Source organism: Deinococcus sp. AB2017081, assembly GCF_034440735.1.
Classification (GTDB): Bacteria; Deinococcota; Deinococci; order Deinococcales; family Deinococcaceae; genus Deinococcus; species Deinococcus rufus.
Window position 1 is genome coordinate 1,834,251 of record NZ_CP140098.1, and the last position, 12,356, is coordinate 1,846,606.

The 12,356-nt window shown below is 73.8% G+C and carries 7 protein-coding genes; 3 read left to right on the top strand and 4 right to left on the bottom strand.

All coding sequences use genetic code 11. The annotated features are described in order from the left end of the window. Positions 1–7 precede the first annotated feature (7 nt). The 3 genes from U2P90_RS08890 to U2P90_RS08900 are packed head-to-tail and all read right to left on the bottom strand — an operon-like array spanning position 8 to position 8,746. Positions 8–4,558 carry a hypothetical protein gene (locus U2P90_RS08890; RefSeq protein WP_322474639.1) on the bottom strand — a complete coding sequence of 1,517 codons (4,551 nt, stop codon included), beginning with the start codon at positions 4,556–4,558 and terminating at the stop codon, positions 8–10. Continuing rightward, positions 4,555–6,045: a hypothetical protein gene (locus U2P90_RS08895; protein WP_322474640.1), complete on the bottom strand. Its 1,491-nt coding sequence runs from the start codon at positions 6,043–6,045 to the stop codon at positions 4,555–4,557. The genes U2P90_RS08890 and U2P90_RS08895 overlap by 4 nt, the downstream gene beginning before the upstream one ends. A gap of 25 nt (positions 6,046–6,070) precedes the next feature. Beyond that, the gene (locus tag U2P90_RS08900) at positions 6,071–8,746 is read right to left on the bottom strand and encodes a beta strand repeat-containing protein (RefSeq protein ID WP_322474641.1); all 2,676 of its coding nucleotides are present in this window, start codon (positions 8,744–8,746) and stop codon (positions 6,071–6,073) included. A 754-nt stretch (positions 8,747–9,500) separates the two neighbouring features. Between U2P90_RS08900 and U2P90_RS08905 the strand changes: the two genes are divergently transcribed. From U2P90_RS08905 to U2P90_RS08915, 3 genes are read left to right on the top strand one after another with little or no spacing between them, the layout of a single operon-like run. Further along, positions 9,501–10,256, top strand: a complete 756-nt coding sequence (locus U2P90_RS08905; protein WP_322474642.1) for a sulfite exporter TauE/SafE family protein — start codon at positions 9,501–9,503, stop codon at positions 10,254–10,256. Next, positions 10,253–10,531, top strand: coding sequence for a hypothetical protein (locus tag U2P90_RS08910; RefSeq protein WP_295816261.1), 279 nt, complete (start codon positions 10,253–10,255; stop codon positions 10,529–10,531). Before U2P90_RS08905 ends, U2P90_RS08910 begins: the two co-directional genes overlap by 4 nt. A gap of 55 nt (positions 10,532–10,586) precedes the next feature. After that, on the top strand, positions 10,587–11,657 hold the full coding sequence (locus tag U2P90_RS08915) for a hypothetical protein (protein WP_322474643.1): 1,071 nt from the start codon (positions 10,587–10,589) through the stop codon (positions 11,655–11,657). A gap of 9 nt (positions 11,658–11,666) precedes the next feature. Here the strand turns inward: U2P90_RS08915 and U2P90_RS08920 are convergent, their stop codons facing one another. After that, the gene (locus tag U2P90_RS08920; RefSeq protein ID WP_295816259.1) at positions 11,667–12,317 is read right to left on the bottom strand and encodes a hypothetical protein; all 651 of its coding nucleotides are present in this window, start codon (positions 12,315–12,317) and stop codon (positions 11,667–11,669) included. Positions 12,318–12,356: the final 39 nt, after the last annotated feature.

Genomic DNA, 12,356 nt, shown 5'->3' on the forward strand with positions numbered 1-12,356 from the left:
GCCCTCATCATCGGCCTCCGAACAGGTCGGCGCGCACGAAGATGCCGCCGCCCGCCCCGGGCGTCAGGCCGGTCAGCTGCGGACCGGCGACATTCATGGTGTATCCGGCCACCAGCCGCAGGTCGTCCCGCACGCGGTAGCGCAGGTCCGCGCCGAGCGTGCCAGCGGACTGCCCCGAGCCCGGCTGCGCGATCACGTAGGCGTTCACGCCCACACCGAAGCGGTCGGTCACGGGCACGCTCACGCCCAGGCCCGCCTGCACGGTCACGTCCCCCCGGCGCGTGAGCGGCACCTGGTACGCCACGGACGGCTGCAGGTTCAGGCCCATCCGGCCCGGGGCGGGCGGGAAGACCACGTCCAGTGCGACCTCGCCCTCGACCGTCGGATCGGTCTCCAGCGAGTTGAAGCGGTGGTACTGCAGCAGGGCCACGCGGTCGCTGCGCCACGAGTGGCTGGCGTTCACCTGCCCCCCGAGGCCCGGCCGCACCTGCAGCGTGCCGTCCACGCTCAGGACGTGGGCGCCCACGCTGCCGGTCACGCCGCCGCGCACGCCCAGGCGGTGGCCGTCCACGCTGCCGGTGTAGTCCGCGCCCAGCGACCCGGCCAGCGCGTCCCGGCGGTAGTTCACGGTGAAGCCCGCCCCGACCGTGTTCAGGCCCCGGTCGAGGTCGCGCAGCACGGACGCGTTGACCGTGGCGCTCACGGTCTTGCTCAGCACGACCGGGGCGCTCACGCCGAAGCGCGCGCGGCTGCCCTGCCCGCTCGCACCGGGCAGCTGGTACGTGACGTTCAGGTTGCTGGTGCCCAGTTTCTGCTGCACGCCCAGCTCCCCGCTCAGCAGGCCCTGCGGCCCGCTGCGCTGCACGCGGCCCTGCAGGGTCGTGGTCGCGCTCAGCGCGTACGACACGCCGAAGCGCGTGAGCGGATCGTCCCCGCCCACCACCGGCTGCGCGTGCGTGAGCTCCGCCGTGACGTTTCCCCGCGTGACCGACCCGCCCACCAGGGCGTTCAGGGCCACGCCCTGTGGGCCGGTCGCCCAGCGCACCTCCGGCCCGGCCGACACGGTCACGCCCGCCGGCGTGCGCCACTCGCCCTGCACGGCCGTCCACACCTGCGGGCCGAGCACCCGGCCGCTGAGCCGCACGCCGAACGGCCCGGGCCGGTACGCGACCTCCGCGGTGCCCGTCAGGGTGCGGGACAGGTCGCCGGTTCCGCCGGCATTCACGCTGCCGCTCACGCGCCCGGCCTGGAACGTGCCGTTCACGCTCACGCGGCCGTCCGGGCTGTCCGGGCCACGCTGGTATGCGGCCGTGACCTCCACCCCGGGGCGCTGGTAGCGGCCCTGCACGCCGTACGCCAGGGTGTCGCCCACCGCGCCCACCGACGCGCCCAGCGACCACGGGCCCTGCCGGTACGACGCGCCCACGGCGGCGCCCAGCTGCGTGCGCTGCTCGCCGGCCGGAGCGTACGTGACGACCAGCGTCTGCTTCTCGAAGTCCGCGCCGAACAGGCTGGGCGTGCGGGCCAGGGTCAGGGTGCCGGTCACCGCGTCCAGCGTGTAGTCGCGTCCGGCCACCAGCACCTGCTCGGCCGTGCCGCGCAGCACGACGCGCTCGGTGCTGGGCGCCGCGGGGACACTCAGCGTGAACTGCCGCCCGCCGTCCGGCACGAAGGTGTCCGTGACGGTGCCGCCCGGCAGACGGGCCGCGACGGCATGCAGCGTGACTGGGCCGTCGTTCGCGGTGACGCGCAGTGCGCTCGCGTTCGGCAGGCCGCTCTGCGCCGGCACGTTCAGCGGCCCGTCGTAGTACCCGACGCTCAGTTCGCGCCGCTCATAGCGGAACGCGAGGCCCACGTCGCTGCTCAGCGCGGTGCGGGCCTCGCTGCCGCTGCCGGTCAGCGGGTAGCGGCGCTGGGGCGTGCCGGCGGACGTCAGGGCCGGCAGCTGCTCGGTGTCGGCCGCGACCTGCATCTGGCCCCCGCCCAGCGGGAACTCGCCGTACCCGCGGGCGACCAGCGTGCTCCGCAGGCCGGCGCGCGCGGAGTACGTCGCGCCGGCACTCACCTGGTACGACGCGGTGACCTGCTGCGGCACCGGGATGAACAGTGCGGCGCGGGTGCGCAGTTCGCCCAGCATGGCGTCGGCCTCCAGCGTCTGGGCGCTCGTCACGGCCTCCAGGCGTACGCGGGCCACGCCGCCCTGCAGGTTCACCTGGTAGCCGGGCGTGGCGGGATCCGCGTCGGGATCCAGGGGTTCGAGCGTCGTGCTCACGGTCGCCTGCCCCAGCCCGGACGGCAGGTTCTGCGCGTCCAGGCTGCGGACGAGCAGCACGACCGGGCGCGCGCCGTCGGCGACCGCGCCGTCCTCCAGGGTCACGTTCAGGCGCGTGGCGGCGCCCGGCACGAACACCTGCACGCGGTCACTCAGGGCGCCGTACTGCACCTCAATGACGTTCGCACCGACCTGCATGGGCAGGCCCACGTACACCAGCCGCTCGCGGTCGAAGGTGCGGCCGGCCTCGCCCACGCGCTCCTCCGGCACCTCCACGCCGTTCACGGTCACGCGCACCGGCACGTCGGCGGGGCCTTCCAGGATGACGTCCGTGCGGCCGCCCTCGGGCAGCACCATGCCGTCACGCGGGAAGCGGATCAGGCTGTCGCGTTCCGCGCCCCTGAGCGGCGTGGCGCGCGCGAGGTCGGCGCTGCTGAGCGCCCCCGCCAGCAGGATGTCCCGGTCGCCCACGCGGGCCGTGAGGGCCAGCGGCGCCGGCGCGTCGAGCGTCCCGGCATGCGCCACGTCGTACTGCAGGATGCCGCCGTACACCCCGGCCGGGAGCGACCAGTACAGCTGGCCGTCCGGGCCCACCAGCGGATCCGGCAGGGTCACGCGGCCACCCGGGGCCAGCACCGCGGCGCTGCCCGGCACCACGCGGGTGCCCTCGGGCGGGAGATGGGCGGCGAGCACGGTGCCGGTCGTGAGGCCCTGCACCGCGAACGGCACGGCCAGCGTGCTGCGCCGCTCGGCCTGCAGGGCCGGCGTGAAGGTCACGTGCCCGGCCTGGGGCACCCCGGCGGGCACGCCCTCCACCAGTGGCGTGACCGTCACGGACGTGGTGCCGGCCACGTCGCCCTGCACGCTGATGTTCGACACGACCGCGCCGTAGGATTCCAGGTCGAGCACGGCGGGCGGGCCGCTGTCCGCGCCGCGGGCCGAGTCCGGCCGCACCGTCACGGTCACGGCCCGGTTCACGGGGTTGCGCACGAAGATCGGCAGCAGGCCCACGCTGCCCGCCACGGCCGGCTCCGGATCCTCGCCGGTTCGCACGGTCAGCAGGGTGCGGGTCACGGTCTGCGTGCCCTGCACGGCGGCCAGGGGGCCGCTGCCGCGCACGCTCACGTCCGCCCGCGCGGCCGGGCCGAAGGGCACGGTGCCGGTCCACGTCAGTTCGCTGTCGCCGTCCGGCAGCGTCACGGTGCCGCCGGGCCCGGTCAGGGCGAGCCACGTGGGCGCGTGGACGTCCAGGGGGCCGGTCACGGGGCCGCCCGTGCGGTTCGTCACGGTCAGGGTCGCGGTGACGGTCTCGCCGGGCAGCGGATCGGTCGGCGAGACCGTCAGCGCCGCGCCCAGGGGGGCGTCGGCCGCCGGAACCGGCACGCGGGTGCTCACGCCGCCCACCGTGACCGTGACCTGTGCGTCCGCCGTGAGCGGCACGCCCGCCACGGTCAGGTTCGCGTGCTCGCCGGCCGGCACGTCCAGCGTGCCGCCCGCGAGCGGCTGGCCGTCCAGCAGCAGGTGCGCGCCCTGCACGCCGCTGGCCTGCATTTGCACCGGAAACCGCCCGTCCACCTGACCGGCGTTCCGGACGTTCACGAGTGGGCTGCCCTGATCCGGCCCGGCCCGCACCACGCTCAGTTCGGCCCGGGCAGGCAGGCGGCCGCCGACCTGCGCGTCCGCGCGGGCGGGCAGGCCGCGCACGTTCACGCTGACGCCCAGATCCTCGGCCGCGCCGACCAGCAGGGGGACGTCCACGGTCACGGCCGCGCCCGGCGCGACGGTGCGTGTCAGGTTCACGGCGCGCAGCAGCATCAGGCCCGGCGCGAGGGCCAGATCCGGCGTGAGCGTGAGCGGCACCACGTAGTCGTTGCGCAGCGTGATGCGGGCCGTGACGGTGTCGCCCGGCGCCGCGGACTCCGGCAGCGTGGCCTGCACGGTCACGGCGGGCGCGACGACCACGGTGACGTCCGCGCCCTGGGGCGTGACCGTGAAGTCCTGGGTCTCGACGGTCGCGCCGCCGCCACGCAGCGTGACGCGCACCGGGCCGGGCGGCAGGTCGAGCAGCGTGCCGCCCTCGGGCACCGTCACGGTGCGCGTGGCGCCGCCGGCCGTGAGGTCGAGGGTGGCGCGGACGGCGGGCGCGCCGGGGCCGGACAGGGCGGTGCGCAGCGCCACGGGCGCCGCATGCGCGCCGAGCACGGGTGTGCCCAGCAGCAGGGCACCCAGCAGCGCCGTGCCCGGCCGGTGCCGCGCGGCGCGCCGGGATTCAGGGTGCGGGGTCATGGTTCTCTCCAGAGCACGTCCGGGTCGTTCGGGCCGGCGGGCGTGAGGGTCAGGTAGGTGAAGGTGACCGGCGCGTCCAGGGACGCCACGCGGAATTCGCGGGGCGCGCCGTCCGGGCCGCTGCGGTCGAGGATGACGACGTCCAGCACCGGTCGGGCGCTGCTGACCGTGAGGGTGATGACACTGGCCCCGCCGGGCTGGGGCGTGACGCGCCGCGTGACGACCAGCGGCCCGCTGCGCACCGTGGTGCCCGGGGCCGGCGCCGGCGTGGCCGGCGGCGCGGCACCCTGCGCCGTGGGCACGCGCAGCGCGAAGTCCACGCGGGTCAGGCCGGCCACGTCCACCAGGCGGTCGCCGGCCCCGGGCACCGCCTGGAACGGCGCGGTGGACGGATCCAGGCGCAGCAGCCACGGGCCGGGCTCGACGTTCCGGAACGCGTAGCGGCCCTGCACGTCCGTGAGGCTCTGCTGACCGTTGGCGAGCAGCACGCGCGCCCCGGCCAGCGGGGAGTCGCCGGGGTCGCGCCGCCCGTTGCCGTTCCCGTCGAGGAACACCTCGCCGAGCACCGTGGCCCGCCGGTCGAACACGCCGGGCGTGACGAGCACGTGTGCGGTCGCGGTGGGGGACACGACGGTCTCGCCGTCCACGGTGGCCGACGCGACGCCCGGCACGTCCAGCGTCCGTTCCGCGCCGCCGTCCGCCAGGGCCTGCGGGCCGATCAGCGCGTCGTACATGAGGGTCAGGGTGCTGCCGACCCCCACCGCGGGCGGCCGGAACGTGACGCTGCGGCCGTCCGGGCCCACGGTGGCCGGCACGGGCACGCCGCCCACGCGCGCGCTGCCGGGCCGGTAGGACACACCGGTGGGCAGCGTGACGGTCAGGGTGGCGCCCAGCGGCTGCGGCGCGGGGTTCGGGAGCCCCAGGGTGAAGGTCACGACGTGCCCCGCCTCGGTGCGGCCCGGCGTGACCGTGTGGGTCAGCAGCAGGTTCAGCTGCGGCTGGAGCTGGAGCCGCGTGACGTTCACGGGATCGCCGGCGCCGCCACAGGTCGCGCTGACGTTCACGTCCACGCTGCCCTGTGCAGCCCCGGTGGCCACCACGAGCACCGTGACGGTGCGGCGGGCACCGGCGGCCATGACACCCGTGATCGGCATGCCGGCGGGGGCGTCCTGGAGGGTCACCTGCACGCCGGGCACCGGGGTGACCACGGTCGCCCGCACGGTCACGTCGCCCGGCACGTCGCCCGCCTGGGTGAGGGTGTACGGCAGCGCCACGCTGCCGGGGGTGCGGAGGGTAAGGACGCGTCCCGGCGCGGTGCCCGTGCCGTCCGGCGTGACCTGCGGATCGCAGGGCGCGGTGCGCTGCAGTTCGACGGTGTTGGAGTTGACGCGCAGGCCGCGGGCCTGGAGGGAGGCGGTGTTGCTGATCGGCACGGCGTGCGCGCCGGTCAGCAGCAGGCCAAGCAGGAGCAGGGAGACGCGGGGCATGGCAGGGGGCTCTGGGCCGGGCGGCTCAGTTGACCTGGACGAGGAAGGTCACGGTGTAGGACGCACCGGGCGCGACGGTGTCCGAGTCGTCGATCGTGCCGTCGGCGTTGGTGTCCAGGCCCGCGCGGAAGTCGTCCGTGCCGGACAGCGCAGTGGGTGCGGTGCCCGTCCAGGTGGCGCCGCCGTCGACCGAGTACAGGACGTTCGCACTGCCGCCCAGTTTCACGAAGGTGGTGCTGGCGGGCAGCGCGTCGCTCAGCACGGCGCCCCTGAGGACGCTGGTGCCGTCGTTCACGACCTGCAGCGTGTACTGCAGGTAGTCGCCGGGGCTGACCTTGCCGTCCGTGATGGCACTGGTCGCAGCGCAGGTGTCGTCCGTGCACCGCAGGACACTCTTGTTCACGGTGCCCACGACGCTCTGCACGCCGGTCGTGTCGGTCAGGCCGAGTTCCACCGTGGGGTTGGGGGCGTCCTGCATGGTCAGGTCGGCGTCGATCCATGCCGACTCGGTGCCCGTCGCGGTGTCCGCGAGGGCCGGGGCGGTCACGCGGATGTAGATGTCGGTGGACGCGCCGGCGGCCAGCGTGCCGCTCAGCGTGGCGCCGAAGGGGCCGCTGCTGCTGGTCGCATACGTGTACGTATACCCGGCCGGCGTGGTGAGTGGGGTGGCGGTGATCGTGTAGTCGGCCGGGCCGTTCCCGGTGTTCGTCAGGGTGTGTACGTGCGTGACGGTGCCGCCGGACACCGTGTTCAGGGTGCTGTCGGCGGTGAAGGTGCCGCTGGCCACGGCGTTCACGCGCAGGGTGTCCGTGACGCCGGTCGTGCGGGCCGTGTCGGTGGTGCTGGTCGCCGTGAACGTGACGGCGCTGGTGCCGACGGGACTGCCGGCCGCGACCGGGACGGCTGCGATCAGCAGCAGGGTCTCGCCGGGCGCCAGGGCGGGCGTCGTGGTGAGGGCCGTGTCGCCCGCATCGAGCACACCGTTCCCGTTGAGGTCGGTGTGGTACACGGTGCCGGCCGGGCCGCCGCCCAGGGTGAAGGCCTCGTCCACCGGGCCGCCGTTGCGGAGTTCCAGGCGGAACAGGGCGTCCGCGCCGGGGTTCGCGCCGACGGTCACGTTCGTGGTGGTGGGCGCGGTGCTGGCGGTGCCGTCCCCGTTCCCGAGCTGCGGCAGGCCGGCGGCGGTCACCGTGGCGACCGTGCTGGTGGTCGTGTCGGCGGCGCCGCCGGCGGGGGTGGCCGTGACCGTCAGGGCCACGTTCGTCGCGCCGGCTGCGCTGAAGGGCAGGGTGCACGTCACGGCGAAGGTCAGGTCGCTCAGGGCCGCCACCGTGACCGGGGTGCTCAGGGCACTCAGGGTGTCGGTGCCGTCGATGTTCATGACGGTACACGTCCACCCGCTGGGCGCGCCGCTGACGGCCAGGTCGAAGGTGCTGCTGGCGTTCCCGGTGTTGCGCAGCGTCTGCCGGAAGGTGACGCGGGAACCGGCCACGACGTCCGTCTGCGTGGTCTGCGTGTCGCCGCTGCGGGCGATCGTGATCCCGGACACGGCGTACGTGCCGCTCGCGCCGGCGGTCGGGAAGGCGGCAGGGCCGACCGCGCCGCCGATGACCGTGGCGACCGTCGTGCTGACCGTGGCCGGCGCCGTCACCTCGGCCGCGGCGGCGGCCGCGCCGTCCCCGTTGCCGTCGAAGGTGCCCACGGCGCTGCCGCCCACCGTCGAGCCGGCCAGGGCCGTCGCGGGTACGCGGGCGGTGTACACCAGCGTCACGGTGTCGGCGCTGGACAGGAAGGCGCCGCTGCCCTCGACGAGCACCGCCACGGCGTTCACACCGCTGCCCGGGTTCGAGGCAGTCCACGTGCCGCCGCCGTCGGTGGAGTACAGGGGCGTCGTGGTGCCGTGCGCCGCGCCGGTGCTGCCCACCGACATGAAGTCCAGGCTGGTCAGGGTGTCGCGGATCATGACGCCGGAGCGTGGGGTGCCGTCCACGGTCACGACGTTCGTCACGCCGCCGACCGGGTTGCCGCTCGCCACGGTACCGGTCACCGTGTATGTGAGCGTATCGCCGGGGGCCGCGGTGCCGCCGGGCGCGACCGTCTTCGTGACGTTCAGCAGGCCGTCCGCCGAGACCGTCAGCTGCGCGTAGTTCTCGGTGTCGGTCACGGCGGGATTGCCGACCGAGGTGGCCACCAGCGCGAAGCGTCCTGCGGCGCCGACGGCAGTGCCGGCGGGAATGGTCGCGCTGACCATCAGGTTCACGCTCGTGTCCGCCGCGAGGCTGACGGGGCCTGTGACCACGTCGGTGTACGCGCCGTCACCGTCCAGATCGCGGTAGACGACCAGGGCCGGGTCGAAGCTGTCCGTGGTGGACTGGTCGGTGCTCAGCGTGAAGCTGTCCGTGCCGTTCCCGCCGTTCCTCAGGGTGTATGGGAACTGGCGGGTGCCGCCGGCGTAGGTGTTCAGCTGCCGGCCGAGCGGCACACTCCCCTCGGCAGCGTCGGGCGTGACGGTCGCCACGTACACCTGCCGCACCGTGACCGTGACGACGTTCGAGTCGGTGGTGCGGCTCTGGCTCAGGGCGTCCTTGTACGTCAGGGTGGCCTTGTTCGTGATGACCGTGCCCTGGGGGGTGCTGGCGGCCAGTGCGGCACTGAGCAGGCTGAGGACGGAGCTGACGAGCATGGTGCGGGTGATGGTCATGACGGGCCTCGGGAGAAGAGTGACGTGGGGCGGCGGGCAGGTCGGACGGTCCGGCAGAGGGCGGGCCTGATACTGGCGAGCGTAGGAGGTGAGGTCTTACCGGAACACGCCAGCCACTGGTGTTGACCAACCGTGAAGATCCGGGGGCGGTGCCCCCCCCCGATGGTGAATCTGGCCATCGGAGCTGTGAACAATGCCGCACACGGAGTCCTCCGGCTGGTCACGTGGCCGGCCGAACAACCTGCAGCTTCATGTTCGGAGCAGTCGCGTGCTGATCGGCGGTTCCGTACCGGATCGCCGCGTGGGCAGCCGCAGCGTGCCGGCCTGTCCCACTGCGGCGCGTCGGGGCGCAACAGCCGTCCTGGGGCGCATCGGGCGGCGCGCGGGGCGACGGCGGGTCAGCCGGGTCGCTCCAGACCGACCGAACCACTTCGGTTGACCGTCGGCACCTTCATGAACATCCCTGAATATCCGCTGTCAGACCGCTGTCAGGGCCGCGCAGGCAGCACGCCGCGCAGATGCGCTTGACAACCTGGGCAGCGGTGTTTCTCACGTCTGGGAGGGCACCGGGAGCCCCATTTCTGGCCCCGAGGACGACAGGTGAACATTAAGGTATCCCCCCAGTCGGGGAGACGCGGCCATCCGTGGCCACGGCGGCCGGCGGCGGATCGTGAAGATCGCCGCAGGGCTGCCCATCAGGCGTCCTGCAGCCCCGTGTTAGCCTCGCAGACGTGATTCAGCCTTGATCTCCGCGATGACGCTCGCCGTGATCGCCATCGGCCTGCTCGCCGGCGTGCTGGGCGCGATCCTGGGCCTGGGGGGCGGCGTGGTCGTCGTGCCCGCCCTGGAATTCGTGCTTCCGCACTTCGGTCGGGACATCACCATCCAGCAGGCCGTGGCCGTGTCGCAGATCGGCGTGCTGGCGGTCGGCCTGAGCGGCGCGGCCAGCTATCTGCAACAGGGCCTCGTGCGCGCCCGCACCGGCTACCTGCTGTCGCCGTACACCATCGTGGGCGGCGCGGCCGGCAGCTTCCTGGGGCTCGTGCTGCCCGCCCGTGCGGTCGCCACGGTGTTCGCCGTGCTGCTGCTGTACTCCGCATACAACCTGCTGCGCGGCCTGAAACGGGTCGAGGTCGAGCGCGAGCCGTCCCGACTCGTGCCGCCCGCCATGACCTTCGCCGGCATCATGAGCGGACTGCTGGGCATCGGGGGGGGCACCGTGCAGGTGCCGGTGCTGAACCTGCTGGCCGGGGTGCCGATCCGGCAGGCGATCGCCACGAGCACCTTCATCATGGGTCTGACGGCTGTGGGCAACGCGCTGGTCTATCAGGCGGGCGGCCTGCTGGATGTGCGGCTGGCCGCCGGCATCGCCCTGGGCGTGCTGGTGGGGGCGCGGGCCGGGGCAGCCCTGCAGAGCCGCATTCCGGCCGCGCAGCTCAAGCTCTTCTTCAGCCTGCTGCTGATCTTCACGGCCCTGCAGCTGCTGTGGAAGTACTGGGGGCAGGCATGAGCGCCCCGGAGCGACCGGCGACCCATCAGGAACTGGCCGGACTGCCCCACTGGCTGTACCCGGCGGGCTTCTGGGTGGGTGTGGCGCTGCTGGCGGTGGGCGTCCTGCTGCCGGACGTGTCGGTCGTGGGGGTGGTCTGGGTGGCGGCCGTGCCGGTGCTCGCGGCCCTGTGGGTGGCGGTGGCCGGGTGGCGGCTCGACCGCCGTCTGAGCGTGGCCGCGCTGCTCGCGCTGGGCGGTCTGGTGCTCGTGGTCGTGGTCAAGCAGTTCATCTGACACCCCGTGGTGACCCCGGCACGCTCCACAGCCGTGCCGCCCGCTAGCCTGTGGTATGCGCCTGCTCGCCGTGACCGTCGCCGCCCTGCTCTCCATGCCCGCCCACGCGCAGGCCACGCCGGAGGCGCTGGCACAGCAGCTCCAGGCGGCGGCACGGGCCGGGAATGCCGCCGCCTACCGGGGGCTGCTGGGCGGCTCCGGCACCTTCGTGACTGAATCGGCGAACTTCGCGGCCGATCTGGGGCGCGTGGCCCAGCCCAGCGTGACCTACACGCTGTCGGACGTGAAGGCGGACGCCGCACAGGCCACCGCCCGCCTGACCCTGACCTGGCAGCGCGTGGCCGGGCAGACCTCGCGGGCCAGTTTTCCCGTGCGCCTGGAGCGCCGGGGCGAGGTCTGGCGCTATGCCGGCGAGGATCTCCGTGTCCTGCCCGCTGCGCCCTACGCGCTGTATGCCCTCAACGACGGCACCCTTCCCGAACGGGCGGCGGCGCTGGCTCCACTCCTTGGCCAGGCGGCGACCCGCGTGCGCGAGGTGCTGGCGGTGGAGGTGCCCCCGGCCGCCACCGTCAAGGTCTACCCGGACATGGCGACCCTGAGCGCCTCGGTGAACCTGACGCTGCAACCGGTGGGCGGCTGGAACGAGCCCGGCGAGGCCATCAAGCTCATCCTGTCCGGCGCCGGCGCCGTCGAGGCCGACACACTGCGGCTGCTGTCGCACGAGTTCACGCACCTGAGCGTGTCGGCTGCCGTGCAGGAGGGGGCGGGCCGGCGTGTGCCGTGGTGGCTCCACGAGGGGCTGGCCGATGACGTGTCGCGGGCGTACTGGACACCGCAGGCCGTGAGCGCCCGCCAGGAGCGCATCCGGGACTACGCGGCCAGCGACTGGGTGCCGCTCGCCGAACTGGCCGACTTCCCGGCTGTCCCCGAGAACCGCTGGCGCTACGTCTACGCCCAGGGGCTGGGGATGGTCGAGTTTCTGTCGGCCAGATCGGTCGGTGCGCCGCTGGCCCTCGCCCGCGCCTTTGCCGACACCGGGGATGCCGACCGTGCGGCCCGCGCCGTGGGCTTTGCCTCGTTCAGCGCTCTGGAAACCCAGGCCCGGACGTGGCTCGCGGCCCGCTGATCGCGACGGCTACTTCTGGCACGTCGTCCGGATCCGCAGGCTGGGGTCGGGCACGCTGAACTTCACCGGCATGGACGTATTCATCTCGTTGGGGTTGAACAGCACCAGCAGCCTCTGGGGCGTGCGCGCAGGGTCGTCCCAGTAGAAATTGATGACCTGGGCGTGGCTGCCGCCCGCCACGTAGGGCGGATCGCTGACCTCGTTCACGTTCTCTGCCGGCACCGTCGTGCCGCTGTCGAGTGCGAGCTGGATCCCGCCCCAGCCGGTGCCGGACGGCGCGAAGCCGCTGGTGGTCGTGCCGTTGCGGAACTCGAAGCGGTACGAGCGGCCGTGGCGGTCGCCGGGGATGGGCCGGGCGTCGGTCACGCGCACGCGCCAGATGCCGTTGAACATCCACTCGTTCAGGCAGCCCTCCAGCGCCGCGACCTGATTCGCCCCGCCGACCGGCGCGAGGCTGACCACACGGCCCTTCACGGTCACGGCGATCCCGGCGGCCTTCAGGGCATCCGAGCTGACATAGGTTGTTCCGTTCTGCACGATGGCGTTGCCGGGGACGGTTCGGCCCTGCCACTGCACGGTGTAGGTTGTGGCGGCCAGGGCCAGACCCAGGCCGAGCACACCGGGAATCAGGGCGACGTGGACAAGACGGCGGATGTTCATGGGCGACCTCCAGTGAAACCAGTCAGGACACCTCGTATC

Bases quoted from the DNA above. Each gene is read 5' to 3' on its own strand.
- U2P90_RS08890 (WP_322474639.1), bottom strand. From the start codon at position 4,558: ATGACCCCGCACCCTGAATCCCGGCGCGCCGCGCGGCACCGGCCGGGC.
- U2P90_RS08895 (WP_322474640.1), bottom strand. From the start codon at position 6,045: ATGCCCCGCGTCTCCCTGCTCCTGCTTGGCCTGCTGCTGACCGGCGCG.
- U2P90_RS08900 (WP_322474641.1), bottom strand. From the start codon at position 8,746: ATGACCATCACCCGCACCATGCTCGTCAGCTCCGTCCTCAGCCTGCTC.
- U2P90_RS08905 (WP_322474642.1), top strand. From the start codon at position 9,501: ATGACGCTCGCCGTGATCGCCATCGGCCTGCTCGCCGGCGTGCTGGGC.
- U2P90_RS08910 (WP_295816261.1), top strand. From the start codon at position 10,253: ATGAGCGCCCCGGAGCGACCGGCGACCCATCAGGAACTGGCCGGACTG.
- U2P90_RS08915 (WP_322474643.1), top strand. From the start codon at position 10,587: ATGCGCCTGCTCGCCGTGACCGTCGCCGCCCTGCTCTCCATGCCCGCC.
- U2P90_RS08920 (WP_295816259.1), bottom strand. From the start codon at position 12,317: ATGAACATCCGCCGTCTTGTCCACGTCGCCCTGATTCCCGGTGTGCTC.